The 18,392-nt window shown below is 39.5% G+C and carries 14 protein-coding genes, 2 rRNA genes and 1 other annotated feature; all 16 genes read left to right on the top strand.

Translation table 11 applies throughout. From position 1 onward, the window contains the following. The first annotated feature begins 115 nt into the window (after positions 1-115). The 16 genes from NSS74_RS24385 to rlmB all read left to right on the top strand — a co-directional run bounded on the left by NSS74_RS24385 (position 116) and on the right by rlmB (position 18,392). Positions 116-3,037 (top strand): 23S ribosomal RNA (locus NSS74_RS24385). 49 nt (positions 3,038-3,086) lie between these two features. Next, positions 3,087-3,202, top strand: a 5S ribosomal RNA gene (gene rrf, locus NSS74_RS24390). A 213-nt stretch (positions 3,203-3,415) separates the two neighbouring features. Then, entirely contained in the window at positions 3,416-3,877 is a 462-nt protein-coding gene (gene ctsR / locus NSS74_RS24395) for a transcriptional regulator CtsR (protein ID WP_002029353.1), read from the top strand. Positions 3,878-4,046: 169 nt separating this feature from the next. Continuing rightward, positions 4,047-4,595 carry a UvrB/UvrC motif-containing protein gene (locus NSS74_RS24400; RefSeq protein ID WP_002009823.1) on the top strand — a complete coding sequence of 183 codons (549 nt, stop codon included), beginning with the start codon at positions 4,047-4,049 and terminating at the stop codon, positions 4,593-4,595. 4 nt (positions 4,596-4,599) lie between these two features. Continuing rightward, positions 4,600-5,664, top strand: coding sequence for a protein arginine kinase (locus NSS74_RS24405; protein WP_002169332.1), 1,065 nt, complete (start codon positions 4,600-4,602; stop codon positions 5,662-5,664). A gap of 22 nt (positions 5,665-5,686) precedes the next feature. Then, positions 5,687-8,122, top strand: coding sequence for an ATP-dependent protease ATP-binding subunit ClpC (gene clpC / locus NSS74_RS24410; RefSeq protein WP_002009819.1), 2,436 nt, complete (start codon positions 5,687-5,689; stop codon positions 8,120-8,122). Between the two features lie 94 nt (positions 8,123-8,216). After that, positions 8,217-9,593, top strand: coding sequence for a DNA repair protein RadA (radA, locus tag NSS74_RS24415; RefSeq protein ID WP_002169331.1), 1,377 nt, complete (start codon positions 8,217-8,219; stop codon positions 9,591-9,593). 3 nt (positions 9,594-9,596) lie between these two features. Continuing rightward, complete coding sequence (gene disA, locus NSS74_RS24420; protein ID WP_000392162.1) at positions 9,597-10,670, top strand: DNA integrity scanning diadenylate cyclase DisA; 1,074 nt, start codon at positions 9,597-9,599, stop codon at positions 10,668-10,670. A 160-nt stretch (positions 10,671-10,830) separates the two neighbouring features. After that, positions 10,831-11,934 (top strand): PIN/TRAM domain-containing protein, encoded by a 1,104-nt coding sequence (locus tag NSS74_RS24425; RefSeq protein ID WP_002063406.1) that lies wholly within the window; start codon positions 10,831-10,833, stop codon positions 11,932-11,934. Positions 11,935-11,950: 16 nt separating this feature from the next. Then, positions 11,951-12,631, top strand: a complete 681-nt coding sequence (gene ispD / locus NSS74_RS24430; RefSeq protein WP_061689411.1) for a 2-C-methyl-D-erythritol 4-phosphate cytidylyltransferase — start codon at positions 11,951-11,953, stop codon at positions 12,629-12,631. A 113-nt stretch (positions 12,632-12,744) separates the two neighbouring features. Beyond that, a complete protein-coding gene (gene ispF, locus NSS74_RS24435; protein ID WP_061689410.1) occupies positions 12,745-13,221 on the top strand; it encodes a 2-C-methyl-D-erythritol 2,4-cyclodiphosphate synthase in 477 nt (158 codons plus the stop codon). Positions 13,222-13,310: 89 nt separating this feature from the next. Continuing rightward, positions 13,311-14,768: a glutamate--tRNA ligase gene (gene gltX / locus NSS74_RS24440; protein WP_002091496.1), complete on the top strand. Its 1,458-nt coding sequence runs from the start codon at positions 13,311-13,313 to the stop codon at positions 14,766-14,768. Positions 14,769-14,815: 47 nt separating this feature from the next. Beyond that, positions 14,816-15,061 (top strand) — a binding site (T-box leader). A gap of 137 nt (positions 15,062-15,198) precedes the next feature. Beyond that, positions 15,199-15,864, top strand: a complete 666-nt coding sequence (cysE, locus tag NSS74_RS24445) for a serine O-acetyltransferase (RefSeq protein WP_002091498.1) — start codon at positions 15,199-15,201, stop codon at positions 15,862-15,864. After that, positions 15,845-17,242 carry a cysteine--tRNA ligase gene (gene cysS / locus NSS74_RS24450; protein WP_002091500.1) on the top strand — a complete coding sequence of 466 codons (1,398 nt, stop codon included), beginning with the start codon at positions 15,845-15,847 and terminating at the stop codon, positions 17,240-17,242. Before cysE ends, cysS begins: the two co-directional genes overlap by 20 nt. 2 nt (positions 17,243-17,244) lie before the next feature. Continuing rightward, positions 17,245-17,652: a Mini-ribonuclease 3 gene (locus tag NSS74_RS24455; RefSeq protein ID WP_002009804.1), complete on the top strand. Its 408-nt coding sequence runs from the start codon at positions 17,245-17,247 to the stop codon at positions 17,650-17,652. Then, positions 17,649-18,392, top strand: a complete 744-nt coding sequence (gene rlmB, locus NSS74_RS24460; protein WP_002091503.1) for a 23S rRNA (guanosine(2251)-2'-O)-methyltransferase RlmB — start codon at positions 17,649-17,651, stop codon at positions 18,390-18,392. Before NSS74_RS24455 ends, rlmB begins: the two co-directional genes overlap by 4 nt.

Here is an 18,392-nt window from a genome sequence, read left to right on the forward strand (position 1 = left end):
AAACGTTGACTTGTTTTGTTTCGTCTAGTTTTGAGAGAACTATCTCTCAAGTTTAAATGTATGTTCTTTGAAAAACTAGATAACAGTGTAGCTCATATTTTTTTAATTTTAGTTTGGTTAAGTTAGAAAGGGCGCACGGTGGATGCCTTGACACTAGGAGTCGATGAAGACGGGACTAACGCCGATATGCTCGTGAGCCGTAAGCAAGCTTTGATCCGAAGATTTCCGAATGGGGAAACCCACTATACGTAATGGTATGGTATCCTTACCTGAATACATAGGGTATGGAAGACAGACCCAGGAACTGAAACATCTAAGTACTTGGAGGAAGAGAAAGCAAATGCGATTTCTATAGCGGCGAGCGAAACGGAATCTAGCTCAAACCAAGAGGCAACTTGCCTCTTGGGGTTGTAGGACATTCTATACGGAGTTACAAAGGAACGAGGTAGACGAAGCGACCTGGAAAGGTCCGTCACAGAGGGTAATAACTCCGTAGTCGAAACTTCGTTCTCTCTTGAATGTATCCTGAGTACGGCGGAACACGTGAAATTCCGTCGGAATCTGGGAGGGACTATCACCCAAGGCTAAATACTCCCTAGTGATCGATAGTGAATCAGTACTGTGAGGGAAAGGTGAAAAGCACCCCGGAAGGGGAGGAAAGAGATCCTGAAACCGTGCCTACAAATAGTCAGAGCCCGTTAATGGGTGATGGCGTGCCTTTGCAGAGAATGAACCGGCGAGTTACGATCCCGTGCGAGGTTAAGCTGAAGAGGCGGAGCTGCAGCGAAAGCGAGTCTGAATAGGGCGTTTAGTACGTGGTCGTAGACCCGAAACCAGGTGATCTACCCATGTCCAGGGTGAAGTTCAGGTAACACTGAATGGAGGCTGAACCCACGCACGTTGAAAAGTGCGGGGATGAGGTGTAGTGAGAAATTCCAATCGAACCTGAGATAGCTGGTTCTCCCCTGAAATAGCTTTAGGGCTAGCCTTAAGTGTAAGAGTCTTGGAGGTGTAGAGCACTGATTGAACTAGGGGTCCTCATCGGATTACTGAATTCAGTCAAACTCCGAATGCCAATGACTTATCCTTAGAGCTTCGGGGATCATGAGTGATAAGATCCGTAGTCAAGAGGGAAACAGCCCAGATCGCCAGCTAAGGTCCCAAAGTGTGTATTAAGTGGGAAAGGATGTGGAGTTGCTTAGACAACTAGGATGTTGGCTCAGAAGCAGCCACCATTTAAAGAGTGCGTAATAGCTCACTAGTCGAGTGACTTCATGCCGAAAATGTACCGGGGCTAAATACACCACCGAAGCTGCGAATTGATACCACCGGTATCAGTGGTAGGGGAGCGTTCTAAGTGCAGTGAAGTCAGACCGGAAGGACTGGTGGAGCGCTTAGAAGTGAGAATGCCGGTATGAGTAGCGAAAGACGGGCAGGAATCCCGTCCACCGAATGCCTAAGGTTTCCTGAGGAAGGCTCGTCCGCTCAGGGTTAGTCAGACCCAAGCCGAGCGCTCGACAGGCGTAGGCGATGGACAACAGGTTGATATTCCTGCATCAATTCTTTATCGTTTGAGCAATGGAGGGACGCAGAAGGATAGAAGAAGCGTGCGAGATGGTTGTGCACGTCCAAGCAGTTAGGCTGATAAGTAGGCAAATCCGCTTATCGTGAAGGCTGAGCTGTGATGGGGAAGCTCCTTATGGAGCGAAGCCTTTTGATTCCCCGCTGCCAAGAAAAGCTTCTAGCGAGATAAAAGGTGCCTGTACCGCAAACCGACACAGGTAGGCGAGGAGAGAATCCTAAGGTGTGCGAGAGAACCGCATAAGGAACTCGGCAAAATGAATCTCGTAACTTCGGGAGAAGGGGTGCTTTCTTAACGGAAAGCCGCAGCGAATAAGGGCCTCAAGCGACTGTTTAGCAAAAACACAGGTCTTCATGAAGCCGTAAGGCGAAGTATAGGGGCCTGACACCTGCCCAGTGCTGGAAGGTTAAGGAGAGGGGGTTAGCGTAAGCGAAGCTCTGAACTGAAGCCCCAGTAAACGGTTACCGTAACTATAACGGTCCTAAGGTAGCGAAATTCCTTGTCGGGTAAGTTCCGACCCGCAAATGAAAGGTGTAACGATTTGGGTAATTCGTCTCAACCAGAGACTCGGTGAAATTATAGTACCTGTGAAGATGCAGGTTACCCGCGACAGGACGGAAAAGACCCTCGCATTTTTACTGTAGCCTGATATTGAATTTTGGTACAGTTTGTACAGGATAGGCGGGAGCCATTGAAACCGGAGCGCTAGCTTCGGTGGAGGCGCTGGTGGGATACCGCCCCGACTGTATTGAAATTCTAACCTACGGGCGTCTTATCGACCCGGAGACAGTGTCAGGTGGGCAGTTTGACTGGGGCGGTCGCCTCCTTAAAGTGTAACGGAGGCGCCCAAAGGTTCCCTCAGAATGGTTGGAAATCATTCGTAGAGTGCAAAGGCATAAGGGAGCTTGACTGCGGACCTACAAGTCGAGCATAGGACGAAAGTCGGGCTTAGTGATCCGGTGGTTCCGCATGGAAGGTACCATCGCTCAACGGATAAAAGCTACCCCGGGGATAACAGGCTTATCTCCCCCAAGAGTCCACATCGACGGGGAGGTTTGGCACCTCGATGTCGGCTCATCGCATCCTGGGGCTGTAGTCGGTCCCAAGGGTTGGGCTGTTCGCCCATTAAAGCGGTACGCGAGCTGGGTTCAGAACGTCGTGAGACAGTTCGGTCCCTATCCGTCGGGCGCAGGAATTGAGAGGAGCTGTCCTTTAGTACGAGAGGACCGGATGGACGCACCGCTGGTACCACAGTTGTTCTGCCAAGGGCATAGCTGGGTAGCTATGTGCGGAAGGGATAAGTGCTGAAAGCATCTAAGCATGAAGCCCCTCAAGATGAGATTTTAAGAAGCGCAAGCTAGCAAGATCCCTGAAAGATGATCAGGTTGATAGGTTCGAGGTGGAAGCATGGTGACATGGAGCTGACGAATACTAATAGATCGAGGACTTAACCATATAATATGAAGCAATGTTATCTAGTTTTGAAGGAATATACCTTCATCAGTTTGGTGATGATGGCAGAGAGGTCACACCCGTTCCCATACCGAACACGGAAGTTAAGCTCTCTAGCGCCGATGGTAGTTGGGACCTTGTCCCTGTGAGAGTAGGACGTCGCCAAGCAAAATAAAAACACAAGTCTTTTGACTTGTGTTTTTTCGTGTTTCTTTTTACAATTCATAGTAATTTAAAAAATCTTTACTTAAAGAATCGTCCTTTTGATTAAAGACAGGGAAATGTGGCTAGGATAGTGAATAAGCAAAAGAGTTGCAAATTTTTTTAATACGTATATAATTAAAGTCAAAGATAGTCAAAGTCAATAAAGGTGGCGGATAAATGAGAAATATATCTGATATCATTGAGAAATATCTAAAGCAAGTTATTGACTTAAGCAATAATAATGCGATTGAAATCAAGAGGAATGAGGTCGCTGATCGATTCGATTGTGTGCCGTCTCAAATCAACTATGTAATCAATACCCGTTTTACGTTAGAAAGAGGATTCGTAGTAGAAAGTAAACGAGGTGGAGGAGGTTACATTCGCATTATAAAAGTCAAACTGCATGATGATATAGACATTATTGATCAAATGCTTCATATGATTGATCATAGCGTTGCACAAGGAAATGCAGAAAGCATGATTATACGTTTAATAGAAGAGGGTATTATAACAAATCGTGAAGCTAAACTTATGTTAAGCGTACTAGATCGTTCTGTATTATTAATGGATGTTCCTTCTCGAGATGAACTTAGGGCTCGAATATTATGCGCAATGTTAAGAACACTGAAATATAAATAAATATAACTTTTGTTAAGAATGATAGCTAAGATAATGCAGTTTAATATTGTAGGGATTTTGAAAGATGACATGTGCTTTTACTAAATGGATTAAGGAAAGAGAACAATCTAGTAATGTATGAAAAGTATCATGAGATAGATCGTTCCTGTTGTAAAGGTGGGGGATAGCGATGACTTGTCAAAACTGTAATATAAGACCAGCAACTTTACATTATACAAAAGTAATCAACGGAAAAAAGGCGGAAGTTCATCTTTGCGAGCAATGTGCAGAACAAAGTGGCTATACGTCTTTCTTTCAATCACCGCAGTCTAATTTTTCATTCCATGACCTATTAGCCGGATTATTGCATAGTGAACCGGCAATGTTTGAAGAAGGGCAAGATGCATTTTCAAATACAAATATATCAAGATGTCCGAATTGTAAGATGACATATGAACAATTTACAAAAGTGGGACGCTTTGGATGTGCTTCTTGTTACGATACATTTAAGGGGCACTTAAAACCATTGTTAAAACGTCTTCACGGTGGGCATACGGATCATTGTGGAAAAATTCCTGAACGTATAGAAGGAAATATCTACTTAAAGAAAGAATTAGATGAACTAAAACTCAATCTGAAACAATATGTACAGAAAGAGGAATTTGAGAAAGCGGCTGAAGTACGAGATAAAATTCGAGGTCTTGTAAATCAGCTTAGTGAGCATAGAGAGGGGGAATAGTTCTATGTCACTGGACAGAATCATGAATGAAGCGATTAGTCCATGGATGAAGGGAGATGGCCCTGATTCTGATATTGTTTTAAGTAGTCGAATTCGTTTGGCTCGTAATTTTAAAAAATATCAATTCTCTACTATGCAAAACGAGGAAGAAGCTAAGCAGATTCATGAGTTATTTAAGAAGAAGTTTATAAAAAAACCTGTAGAACCTTTTGGGGAGTTTGAACTATTAAAAATGAATGAATTAAATCCTCTTCAAAGGAGAGTTTTAGTTGAGAAGCATTTAATTAGTCCAAATCTTGCAGGAACAGAATACGGAGCATGCCTACTATCAGAAAGTGAACATATAAGTATCATGCTTAATGAAGAGGATCATGTTAGGATTCAGTGCCTATTTTCAGGTTTACAGTTATCAGAGGCGCTTCAAAGTGCCAATCAAATAGATAATTGGATCGAGGAGCAGGTTGAATATGCTTTTGATGAATCGCTTGGATATATTACGAGTTGCCCCACTAACGTCGGTACAGGATTAAGGGCTTCGGTAATGATTCATTTGCCGGGACTGGTTTTAACGAAAAGAATTAACCGTATTATACAAGTAATTCAAAAATTAGGGTTAGTAGTAAGAGGAATATACGGTGAAGGTAGCGAAGCGTTAGGTAATATATTTCAAGTGTCAAATCAAATGACACTAGGGAAATCAGAAGAAGATATTATTGCAGATTTAAAGAGTGTCATTCAACAAATCATCCATCAAGAAAAAACGGCTAGAGAATTAATTGTACAAAATTCAAGCATTGAGCTTGAAGATAAAGTATATCGTTCTTACGGAATACTAGCTAACAGTCGTTTAATTCAATCTGCAGAAGCAGCCACTTGCTTATCAGATGTACGGCTTGGTATTGACTTAGGATATATACAAGGTATATCGAGAAATATTTTAACTGAGTTAATGGTTCTTACTCAGCCAGGCATTTTGCAACAATATGCAGGAGGACCTTTAGGACCAGAAGAAAGAGATTATCGAAGAGCAACCTTAATCCGTGAGCGATTACGAATTGAACAAAATTAAGCGCAAGTAGGAGGCGATTTCTATGATGTTTGGAAGATTTACAGAACGAGCACAGAAAGTATTAGCTTTATCTCAAGAGGAAGCAATTCGCATTGGGCATAATAATATTGGAACAGAACATATTTTACTTGGGCTTGTACGCGAAGGTGAAGGAATTGCAGCAAAAGCGTTAATTGCTCTTGGATTAAGTCCAGAGAAAGTTCAAAAAGAGGTAGAAGCATTAATTGGACGTGGAACAGAAGCTTCTCAAACAGTACATTACACACCTCGTGCTAAAAAAGTTATTGAGTTGTCTATGGACGAAGCTCGTAAGCTAGGCCATTCCTACGTTGGAACAGAACATATTTTACTTGGTTTAATCCGTGAAGGTGAAGGTGTAGCAGCACGCGTTTTAAATAATTTAGGTGTAAGCCTAAATAAAGCAAGACAACAAGTGTTGCAACTCCTTGGAAGTAATGAAGCTAGTTCAGGTCACCAGGGTGGTTCATCAACAAATGCGAATACACCTACACTTGACAGTCTAGCACGTGATTTAACAGTTGTTGCACGTGAAAATCGTTTAGATCCTGTTATTGGACGTAGTAAAGAAATTCAACGTGTAATTGAAGTGTTAAGCCGTAGAACAAAAAACAATCCAGTATTAATTGGAGAACCTGGTGTAGGTAAGACAGCAATTGCGGAAGGATTAGCACAGCAAATTGTAAATAATGAAGTTCCTGAAACTTTAAGAGATAAGCGTGTTATGACATTAGATATGGGTACAGTTGTTGCTGGAACAAAATATCGTGGTGAATTTGAGGATCGTTTAAAGAAAGTGATGGATGAGATTCGCCAAGCTGGTAACATCATTCTATTTATTGATGAGCTTCATACGTTAATTGGTGCAGGCGGGGCGGAAGGTGCAATTGATGCATCGAATATTTTAAAACCATCTTTAGCACGTGGTGAATTACAATGTATTGGTGCAACAACTTTAGACGAATATCGTAAATATATTGAAAAGGATGCGGCATTAGAAAGACGTTTCCAACCAATTCATGTTGATGAACCAAACTTAGAAGAATCAGTTCAAATTTTAAAAGGTTTACGTGACCGTTATGAGGCGCATCACCGCGTATCTATTACAGATGATGCAATCGATGCGGCTGTAAAACTTTCAGATCGTTACATTACAGACCGTTTTTTACCTGATAAAGCAATCGATTTAATTGATGAGGCTGCATCAAAAGTGCGCTTACGTTCTTATACAACACCGCCAAACTTAAAAGAGCTTGAAGTGAAGCTTGAGGAAATTAGAAAAGAAAAAGATGCAGCTGTACAAAGCCAAGAATTTGAAAAAGCTGCTTCCTTACGTGATATGGAACAACGTTTACGTGAAAAGTTAGAAGATACAAAGCGTCAGTGGAAAGAGAAACAAGGACAAGAAAACTCAGAAGTAACAGTAGAAGATATTGCAAATGTCGTTTCCACATGGACACGTATTCCAGTTTCTAAACTTGCACAAACAGAGACAGATAAATTATTAAACTTGGAATCAATTTTACATGATCGTTTAATTGGGCAGGATGAAGCAGTTGTAGCTGTGGCAAAAGCTGTTCGTCGTGCGAGAGCGGGATTAAAAGATCCGAAACGTCCAATTGGCTCATTTATTTTCCTAGGACCTACTGGTGTAGGTAAAACAGAACTAGCAAGGGCATTAGCAGAATCTATGTTCGGTGATGAGGATGCAATGATCCGCATCGATATGTCTGAGTACATGGAAAAGCATTCTACTTCTCGTTTAGTTGGATCTCCTCCAGGATATGTTGGATATGAAGAAGGTGGACAATTAACAGAGAAAGTTCGTCGTAAGCCATATTCAGTTGTCTTATTAGATGAAGTAGAGAAAGCTCATCCTGATGTGTTTAATATTTTACTACAAGTATTAGAAGATGGCCGTTTAACAGATTCTAAAGGACGTACAGTTGATTTCCGTAATACAATTGTTATTATGACGTCTAATGTTGGTGCAGACGCATTAAAACGTAATAAACATCTTGGATTTAACGTACAAGATGAGAGCCGCGATTATTCAGATATGAAAGGTAAAGTAATGGATGAATTGAAAAAAGCATTTCGTCCAGAATTCTTAAACCGTATTGATGAAATTATCGTGTTCCATATGCTTGAGAAAAAACATATTCAAGAAATTGTAACTCTTATGGTGAATCAGTTAGTGAAACGCTTAAAAGAACAAGAGATTGAATTGCACTTAACAGAAGGAGCAATTTCAGCAATTGCTGATAAAGGATTTGATCGAGAGTACGGTGCTCGTCCGCTTCGTAGAGCAATTCAAAAACATGTAGAAGATAGACTATCAGAAGAACTGTTAAAAGGTGCTATTGAGAAAGGACAAAAAGTTATCTTTGATATAGAAGGAGAATCATTTGTCATTCATAGTGCGGAAAAGGTAAAATAAGTATAGACAAACAAAGAGGGCTACGCGATAGCCCTCTTTCTTGTACGAGAAGGATAAACGTTTGTAGATGAAAGTGAAGTGAACTATAAAAGATATGGCTAAAAAGAAAACAAAATTTACATGTCAAGAATGTGGTTATCAGTCGCCAAAATATATGGGGAAATGTCCTGGATGTGGTCAATGGAATACGCTTGTTGAAGAGATGGAACCAGTTGTATCATCAAGACGCCTTAATTATGCCAATGCAATTCAATCAGAAGTAACAAAACCAAGACGCTTAACAGAGGTAGAAACAAAGTCTGAGGCGCGTATTGAAACGAAATTTCAAGAGTTTAACCGTGTACTTGGTGGCGGGATTGTAGATGGATCTTTAGTACTTATTGGTGGAGACCCTGGGATTGGGAAATCAACATTGTTATTACAAATTTCATCGCAATTAGCAGATTCTTTATATGATGTACTATACATATCAGGTGAGGAGTCAGCAAAGCAGATCAAACTTCGTGCAGATCGTTTGCATGTAAAGGGTAGTAATCTATTTGTTGTAGCAGAGACTGATTTACAGAGAATTGCAGCGCACATTGAAGAGATGAATCCAGCTTTTGTTGTTATTGACTCCATCCAGACGATACATTTACCTGAAGTGACGTCAGCCCCAGGGAGTGTAACACAAGTACGTGAATGTACAGCGGAATTAATGAAACTTGCAAAGACGAAAGGGATTCCTATTTTTATCGTCGGACATGTGACAAAAGAAGGGGCAATTGCAGGACCACGTATGCTAGAACATATGGTTGATGCAGTTCTTTACTTTGAAGGAGATCGTCACCATACATATCGTATTTTGCGAGCTGTGAAGAACCGTTTTGGTTCCACAAATGAAATGGGTATCTTTGAAATGAAGGAACTAGGCCTTGCAGAAGTACTAAATCCTTCTGAAATTTTCCTTGAGGAACGTCCAGTTGGAGTTGCAGGATCCACAGTGGTTGCTTCAATGGAAGGAACAAGACCGGTTTTAGTAGAAATACAAGCATTAATCTCCCCTACTAGTTTTGGAAATCCTCGAAGAATGGCGACGGGAATTGATCATAACCGCGTTTCACTTATTATGGCAGTGCTAGAAAAAAGAACAGGTTTATTGTTGCAAAATCAAGACGCATATTTAAAAGTTGCGGGTGGCTTGAAATTAGATGAACCAGCAATCGATTTAGCTGTCGCCTTAAGTATTGCTTCAAGTTTCAGAGATAAAGCTACTGCACCAGCCGATGCGGTAATAGGAGAAGTAGGCCTAACTGGAGAAATAAGAAGAGTATCAAGAATTGAACAACGTGTACAAGAAGCAGCGAAATTAGGATTTCAACGTGCTATTATTCCTAGAAAAAATTTGGGAGGATGGACAATTCCAGATGGGATTGAGGTAGTAGGTGTTTCTAATTTAGGAGAAGCGCTTCGTTTGACATTAGGAGGCTAGGCTATGGAGGAAAACAAGCAACGTGTCAAAAGTATGATTAATATTCTACAGCTTGTTGCCCCAGGAACACCACTACGCGAAGGGATAGATAACGTACTTCGTGCGCAAACTGGAGGGCTAATTGTTCTTGGGTATAATGAGCAGATTAAAAGTATTGTTGATGGAGGATTTCACATTAATTGTGCATTCTCACCGGCTAGTTTATATGAATTAGCAAAAATGGATGGGGCACTTATTTTAAATGAAACTGGGAGCAAAATTTTAATTGCAAATGCACAATTAGTTCCAGATCCATCCATTGATTCTATTGAAACAGGTATGCGTCACCGAACGGCAGAGCGTGTAGCAAAGCAGACGGCTAGCCTTGTTGTGGCTATTTCACAAAGACGTAACGTAATTACACTATATCAAGGGAACTTACGTTATACACTAAAAGATATAGGTGTAATTTTAACAAAGGCAAACCAAGCTATTCAAACGTTAGAAAAATATAAAGCTGTATGGAATGATGGGATTACGAATTTGGGCATTCTAGAATTTGAAGAGGTCGTTACAATGTCCGAGGTAGTTCACGTTTTACATAGTGTTGAAATGGTACTGCGTATTAAAAATGAAATAGTGAGCTACATTCATGAGTTAGGAACGGAAGGAAGGTTAATTCGTTTACAACTTACAGAATTACTAGCCGACTTAGAAGCAGAGGCAGCGTTATTAATTAAGGATTATTATCAAGAAAAAACGCAGGATCACCATCAAATTTTGAAAAAGTTACAAGATCTTGCAAATACACAGCTTTTAGAGGATAGCGATTTAGTTAAATTGCTCGGCTATCCAGGGCAAATGAGCTTAGAAGAAAGTGTGACACCGAGGGGATACCGAATCGCAAGCAAAATTTCTCGTGTTCCACCACTTATCATTGAAAATTTAATTAATCGATTTAAAACATTGCAAGGTGTTTGTCGTGCAACTATTAATGAATTGGATGATGTGGAAGGAATTGGGGAAGTTAGGGCGAAGAAAATACGAGAGGGCCTAAAAAGAATTCAAGAGCATCTCTATATGAGTAGACACAATTAAGAATATTACATTGATTCCATAATATAACGACACTAGAACATTTTTGTTATATGATATGGTATATTGGTAAATAAAACTATTTACAAAAAAACACGTCCGCTTTTGCATTCGGCGTTTTGATTAGCAAAACAATGGTTAATAATGAGTAGGAGGTGGTTGGATGTTAAAAAGGATCGTACAGCTCTTCTTTTTAGTGATCGGGGGAGCGTTAGGGATTTTTCTAATCCCAAAAGTTATTAATGTATTGGACGTTGGTGCTGTTCCTTTGCTTGAGGGATCGTACGTTCGTGCAATTATTGGTGCAATTATTTTATTTTTAACAACATTTTGGCTTGTGGATTATATTGTTCAACTTATTAAACATATCGAAGAAGCCCTTGTAAAGGCACCGGTAGCGGATGTTTTATTTGGTACATTAGGGTTGATCTCTGGTCTTATTGTTGCATATTTAATTTTGATACCAATTCGTGAATTCACGATTCCAGTCATTAGTACAGTATTACAAGTGTTCTTTACTCTTTTACTTGGTTATTTAGGATTCCAAGTAGGATTTAAAAAGAGAAATGAATTGCTAGGATTATTTACATTACCCCAGCGTGGAGGTAAGAAGAAAAACAATAGCGAGAACGAAGAGGTAGAGGTAGAAAAATCTACAACTCATTGGAAAATTCTCGATACAAGTGTAATTATTGATGGACGTATTGCGGATATTTGCCAAACGAAGTTTTTAGAAGGAACAATTGTGATTCCACAATTCGTATTAGAAGAGCTTCAGCATATTGCCGATTCTTCTGATGCTTTAAAGCGTAATCGTGGTCGCAGAGGATTAGACATTTTAAATCGTATTCAAAAAGAGCTACCAATTCCGGTGGAAATTTATGAAGGCGATTTTGAGGATATCCAAGAGGTGGATAGCAAGCTTGTAAAGTTAGCTAAAATCACTGGTGGAACTGTTGTAACAAATGATTTCAACTTAAACAAAGTTTCTGAATTACAAGGAGTAACAGTATTAAACATTAACGATTTAGCAAATGCAATTAAACCAGTCGTACTCCCTGGCGAAGAATTAAGTGTTTATGTTGTGAAAGATGGTAAAGAACAAAATCAAGGTGTGGCATATTTAGATGATGGCACGATGATTGTAGTAGAAGACGGTAGAGAATATGTCGGTTCGCAACTTAATGTACTAGTTACAAGTGTGTTGCAAACATCGGCTGGTCGTATGATTTTCGCAAAACGTAAATTATTAGAAAAAGCATTATAAGTAGAGGATTATTAATATGTATACGTTAATTATTCCAGCAGCGGGTCAAGGGAAACGGATGGGTGCTGGCAAAAACAAGTTGTTCTTACTTATAAATGGAGTACCTATCATTGTGCATACATTACGTGCTTTTGAAAAAGATAAAGCATGTAAACGTATTATCATGGCAATTAACGAAGAGGAACGCCCTTATTTTGAGGAGTTAATGCAGAAGTACCCGGTTGAAAAGCAGGTGCAATTTATTCAAGGCGGGGCCGAAAGACAAGATAGTGTGTATAATGCGCTTCAGTATGTGAGTGGTGTTGAATATGTTCTCGTACACGATGGTGCGCGCCCGTTCGTAACGAATAAGATGATGCAAGATGTATTAACTGCAGCAGAGAAATATGGTGCTTCCATTTGTGCGGTGCCAGTGAAGGATACCATTAAGAAAGTAGAACAGGGTGTTGTTGTTGAAACGGTAGAACGTTCTCAGCTTAAAGCGGTTCAAACACCGCAAGGATTTTCTGTTCCTCTTTTATTAGAAGCTCATAGAAGTGCAAAGCAAAGTTGTTTTCTTGGTACAGATGACGCAAGTCTCGTAGAACGTGTAGGGAAGAGAGTAGGCGTAGTAGAGGGGAGTTACTATAATATTAAAGTGACGACTCCAGAGGATTTACTAATTGCTGAAAGTTTCCTTCATGTTCAGAAGAAATAGAAGTGATGGTATTATAGTAAAGAAAAGCTCGGCAGTTGCCGGGCTTTTCTTTATAGAGATAGCAATATAATATAGAATTCATAAAGTAGTTTAGATTGAGGAGGATGTAAAGAATGTTTCGAATTGGACAAGGTTTTGATGTACATGAATTTGCGGAAGGTAGACCGTTAATTATCGGTGGAATTACAATTCCTCATGAAAAAGGATTAATCGGTCACTCGGATGCAGATGTATTGTTACATACGATTGCTGACGCATGTCTAGGAGCAATTGCAGCAGGAGATATTGGAAAACATTTTCCCGATACAGATCCTGCCTTCAAAGATGTTGATTCAGCTGTATTGTTACAAAAGGTTTGGGGATTTGTGCGTGAACAAGGTTATGAGCTAGGGAACCTAGATTGTACAATTATTGCCCAAAAGCCAAAAATGGCACCGCATATTGAAAGCATGCGTAAACGCATTAGTGAACTATTAGAAACGTCTATTGATAATATTAATGTAAAGGCAACAACAACAGAAAAATTAGGATTTACAGGTAGAGAAGAAGGGATTGCTTCTCAAGCGGTTGTTTTATTACAGAAAAAATAGTGGTTTTTAATTCGTAAGATGGATAATCACGTTTTTTTGGTGTACAATTATAGAATGTGTTGACATTAAGATTGGAAGGTGTACCAACTATGGAAAAGCAAGTGAGAGTGCGCTATGCGCCAAGTCCAACAGGACACTTACATATCGGAAATGCGCGTACGGCATTATTTAATTATTTATTTGCTCGTCATCAAGATGGTAAGTTTATTATTCGTATTGAAGATACTGATGTGAAACGTAATGTTGCTGGTGGAGAAGAAAGCCAATTAAAATACTTGAAATGGCTCGGTATGGACTGGGATGAAGGTGTTGATGTTGGTGGTGAATTTGGACCATATCGTCAAACAGAGCGTTTAGATATTTATAAAAAATTATATAAAGATTTATTAGAGCGTGATTTAGCTTACAAATGTTATATGACAGAAGAAGAGCTAGAAGCAGAGCGTGAAGGTCAAATCGCTCGTGGTGAAACACCGCGTTATGCAGGAAACCACCGTGATTTAACTGAGGAGCAAATTAAAGGATTTGAGGCTGAAGGCCGTATTCCAAGTATTCGCTTCCGTGTGCCGGCTGATAGCGACTACACGTTTAAAGATCTCGTAAAAGATGAAGTTGCATTCCATTCAAATGATTTTGGTGATTTCGTTATCGTGAAAAAAGATGGAATTCCAACTTATAACTTTGCGGTAGCGGTAGATGATCACTTAATGGAGATTACACACGTACTTCGTGGTGATGATCATATTTCAAACACGCCAAAACAAATGATGATTTATGAAGCTTTCGGTTGGGATATCCCGAAGTTCGGTCATATGACTTTAATTGTAAACGAAAGCCGTAAAAAGCTAAGTAAGCGTGACGAATCTATTATTCAATTTATTGAGCAATATAAAGAGCTTGGATATCTTCCAGAAGCAATCTTTAACTTTATTGCATTACTAGGTTGGTCACCAGTAGGTGAAGAAGAAGTCTTCTCTCAAGATGAGTTTATCAAAATGTTTGATGCAGCTCGTTTATCAAAATCACCTGCATTATTTGATTCTCAAAAACTAAAATGGATGAACAACCAATATATGAAAAAACAAGATTTAGATACGGTTGTTGAACTAAGCTTACCGCATTTAGTGAAAGCGGGTCGCGTAGGTGAAAACTTAAGCGAACAAGAACAAGCGTGGGTTCGTGATGTAATTGCTTTATATCATGACCAAATGAGCTTTGGAGCTGAAATTGTAGAGCTTTCTGAAATGTTCTTTAAAGATCATGTTGATCATGAAGAAGAGGGACAAGAAGTATTGAAAGGTGAACAAGTACCTGAAGTACTTCGTGCATTTGCCGATCAATTAGAAGCTTTAGAAGCAATGGAGCCAGCGGCAGTTAAGGCGGCTATTAAAGCAGTTCAAAAAGAAACAGGACATAAAGGTAAAAACCTATTTATGCCAATCCGTGTTGCTACTACTGGACAAACACATGGTCCAGAGCTTCCTAACGCTATTGCTCTTCTTGGAAAAGAAAAAGTTTTAAATCGTATTCAAAAAGTAATTGGTTAACATTTTCTAGGTTTAGCAATATAATAAGTATATCTAAAATCTAATAAGGAAAAGCGACGAGAAGGAGAAGTAGAAAATCAGGCTTTTTACAGAGAGAACCACCCTTAGGCTGGAAGTGGTTTATAAGCGGATTTTTGAAATGCCCCTTCGAGTCTTCTGTTGAACAGCGAAGTATTTCGCGGAACGTCTTAGGGCGCAAAGTAAACAGAAGCGGTGTAAACCGTTATCATGGATGAGTTTGAGGCTTCTTTAGCCTAAACAGAGTGGAACCGCGCTTAAAAGGCGTCTCTGTCTATATGACAGAGGCGTCTTTTTTTTATACCATGTAAATGGTGTGAGTATAAGTTTTATCCCCTTGTATAAAGATTTAGGGGGAAGTGGGGAGTTAGTTCACTCGAAAAAAGCAGCCCATAAAGGGGAGGGAACATCGATGTTTAAGAGGCTTCGGGAAGATATTGAAGTCGTTTTTGAACAGGATCCAGCGGCAAGAAGTTATTTCGAAGTCATTTTAACTTACTCTGGATTACATGCAGTTTGGGCCCATCGAATTGCACATGCTTTTTATAAAAGGAATTTTTTCTTTATGGCACGTTGGATTTCGCAAGTTAGTCGTTTTTTTACTGGCATTGAGATTCATCCAGGAGCAACTATTGGTCGTCGTTTTTTCATTGATCATGGAATGGGGGTTGTGATTGGAGAAACGTGTGAAATTGGCGAAAACGTAACAATTTATCAAGGTGTCACATTAGGTGGTACAGGTAAAGAAAAAGGAAAGAGGCACCCTACAATTCAGGATAATGTATTAATTGCAACAGGTGCTAAAGTACTAGGTTCTATTACTATTGGAGAGAATTCTAAAATTGGAGCAGGATCTGTCGTGTTAAAGGAAGTTCCTGCGCATTCTACAGTTGTAGGTATACCTGGCCGAGTCGTTATTCAAAATGGAGTAAAAATTGGTCAAGAATTAAACCATTCTGATCTTCCGGATCCGATTTTTGATAAATTAAAGGTTATGGAAGTAGAACTTGATAAATTGAGAAAGCAACTCGAAGTAAAGGTAGGAAGGAAGGATAAAAATGACTATTCACATTTATAATACGTTAACGCGTCAAAAAGAAGAGTTTATGCCATTAGAAGAAAATAAGGTGAAGATGTATGTGTGCGGACCTACAGTGTATAACTACATTCACATTGGGAATGCAAGACCACCTATGGTGTTTGATACAGTACGCCGTTACTTAGAATATAAAGGATATGATGTGCAGTATGTATCTAACTTTACTGACGTGGATGATAAATTAATTAAGGCGGCAAACGAATTAGGTGAAGATGTGCCAACAATTGCAGATCGTTTTGTTGAAGCTTACTTTGAAGATGTAACGGCACTAGGTTGCAAACATGCAACGGTTCATCCACGTGTAACGGAAAATATGGATATCATTATTGAATTTATTCAAGAACTTGTGAATAAAGGGTATGCATATGAATCAGAAGGTGATGTGTACTTTAAAACGAAAGAATTCGAAGGTTACGGTAAATTATCACATCAACCGATTGCAGACTTACGTCACGGTGCACGTATTGAAGTAGGAGAAAAGAAACAAGACCCTCTTGATTTTGCTTTATGGAAAGCTGCGAAAGAAGGAGAAATCTTCTGGGAAAGCCCTTGGGGGAAAGGACGCCCAGGGTGGCATATTGAATGTTCAGCAATGGCGCGTAAATATTTAGGGGATACAATTGATATTCATGCTGGTGGTCAAGATTTAGCATTTCCTCATCATGAAAATGAAATTGCGCAGTCTGAGGCGTTGACAGGAAAAACATTTGCACGTTATTGGATGCATAACGGATATATTAATATTAATAACGAGAAGATGTCTAAGTCGCTTGGAAACTTCATTTTAGTTCACGATATCATTAAACAATATGATCCACAGTTAATCAGGTTCTTTATGCTATCGGTACATTACCGTCACCCAATTAACTTTAGCGAGGATTTATTGCAAAGTACTAATAATGGACTAGAAAGAATTAAAACAGCTTACGGTAACTTAAAGCATCGTATGGAAAGTAGTACAGATTTAACGGACCATAATGAAAAATGGTTAGCTGAAATGGAAAAGTTCCAGGTTGCATTCGAAGAAGCGATGGATGATGATTTCAATACGGCTAATGCGATTACTGAATTATATAACGTAGCAAATCACGCAAATCAATATTTGTTAGAAGAACATACTTCTAAAGTTGTAATTGAAGCGTATGTAAAACAACTTGAAACATTATTTAGTATTTTAGGATTAGAATTAGCACAAGAAGAGTTGCTTGATGAAGAAATTGAAGCACTAATCCAAAAGCGTATTGAAGCTCGTCAAAATCGTGACTTCGCACTATCTGATCAAATTCGCGATGATTTAAAAGGACGTAATATTATTTTAGAAGATACCGCTCAAGGTACAAGATGGAAAAGAGGATAAGAATGATTGATGCAAAGCAATTGAACAGCTTAGCTTTAGCATATATGGGTGATGCGGTATATGAGCAATATATCCGCTATCACCTCCTTCAAAAGGGGACAGTTCGCCCTAATCAATTACATCGCTTAGGGACGGGCTTTGTTTCGGCAAAAGCACAGGCGAAAGTTGTTTATCATTTATTAGAAACGGCATTTTTGACAGAAGAGGAAGAGGCGGTATTAAGAAGAGGGCGTAATGCGAATTCGGGTACTGTTCCAAAAAATACAGATGTACAAACATATCGACACAGTACAGCCTTTGAAGCGCTAATCGGTTATCATCACTTGTTGAATAATCGTGAAAGATTGGACGAGATTGTATATAAGGCGATTGACGTTTTGGAAGAAAAGGAAGGGAGCACATCATCATGAGTAGTGAATATATTATCGGACGTAACCCTGTAATTGAAGCTTTAAGAGCGGGGAGAGATATTAATAAAATTTTGGTAGCGGAAGGTGCTGCCAAAGGACAAGTGCAAATTGTACTAGCATTAGCAAAAGAGAATAAGGTTATTTTGCAACACGCACCAAAGAAGAAATTAGATCAATTGGTTGAGGGTAATCATCAAGGTGTAATTGCTCAAGTAGCTGCATATCAATATGCTGAGTTAGAGGATTTGTTTAAATTAGCAGAAAAACGCAATGAAGATCCGTTCTTCTTAATTTTAGATGAAATTGAAGACCCACATAACTTAGGCTCTATTATGCGTACTGCGGATGCAACAGGGGCTCATGGGGTTATTATTCCAAAAAGAAGAGCGGTGGGGCTTACAGCGTCAGTTGCGAAAGCGTCGACTGGGGCAATTGAATATATTCCTGTTGCACGTGTAACAAATTTATCGCGTACAATTGATGAATTAAAAGAACGTGGACTTTGGATTGCTGGTACAGATGCCAAAGGGAAAACAGATTACCGTAATTTAGATGGTAATATGCCAATCGGACTAGTAATTGGTAGTGAAGGAAAAGGTATGAGTCGTATTATTGGTGAAAAGTGTGATTTCCTAATTACTTTACCGATGGTCGGTAAAGTTACATCCTTAAATGCTTCAGTAGCCGCAAGTTTGTTAATGTATGAGGTATATCGTAAACGTCACGAAATTGGTAAATAA

The sequence above is a fragment of the Bacillus sp. FSL E2-8868 genome (genome assembly GCF_038005505.1).
Taxonomy (GTDB): domain Bacteria; phylum Bacillota; class Bacilli; order Bacillales; family Bacillaceae_G; genus Bacillus_A; species Bacillus_A mycoides.

Bases quoted from the DNA above. Each gene is read 5' to 3' on its own strand.
- NSS74_RS24400 (WP_002009823.1), top strand. From the start codon at position 4,047: ATGACTTGTCAAAACTGTAATATAAGACCAGCAACTTTACATTATACA.
- ispD (WP_061689411.1), top strand. From the start codon at position 11,951: ATGTATACGTTAATTATTCCAGCAGCGGGTCAAGGGAAACGGATGGGT.
- clpC (WP_002009819.1), top strand. From the start codon at position 5,687: ATGATGTTTGGAAGATTTACAGAACGAGCACAGAAAGTATTAGCTTTA.
- NSS74_RS24405 (WP_002169332.1), top strand. From the start codon at position 4,600: ATGTCACTGGACAGAATCATGAATGAAGCGATTAGTCCATGGATGAAG.
- gltX (WP_002091496.1), top strand. From the start codon at position 13,311: ATGGAAAAGCAAGTGAGAGTGCGCTATGCGCCAAGTCCAACAGGACAC.
- ispF (WP_061689410.1), top strand. From the start codon at position 12,745: ATGTTTCGAATTGGACAAGGTTTTGATGTACATGAATTTGCGGAAGGT.
- rlmB (WP_002091503.1), top strand. From the start codon at position 17,649: ATGAGTAGTGAATATATTATCGGACGTAACCCTGTAATTGAAGCTTTA.
- NSS74_RS24425 (WP_002063406.1), top strand. From the start codon at position 10,831: ATGTTAAAAAGGATCGTACAGCTCTTCTTTTTAGTGATCGGGGGAGCG.
- radA (WP_002169331.1), top strand. From the start codon at position 8,217: ATGGCTAAAAAGAAAACAAAATTTACATGTCAAGAATGTGGTTATCAG.
- NSS74_RS24455 (WP_002009804.1), top strand. From the start codon at position 17,245: ATGATTGATGCAAAGCAATTGAACAGCTTAGCTTTAGCATATATGGGT.
- cysS (WP_002091500.1), top strand. From the start codon at position 15,845: ATGACTATTCACATTTATAATACGTTAACGCGTCAAAAAGAAGAGTTT.
- cysE (WP_002091498.1), top strand. From the start codon at position 15,199: ATGTTTAAGAGGCTTCGGGAAGATATTGAAGTCGTTTTTGAACAGGAT.
- disA (WP_000392162.1), top strand. From the start codon at position 9,597: ATGGAGGAAAACAAGCAACGTGTCAAAAGTATGATTAATATTCTACAG.
- ctsR (WP_002029353.1), top strand. From the start codon at position 3,416: ATGAGAAATATATCTGATATCATTGAGAAATATCTAAAGCAAGTTATT.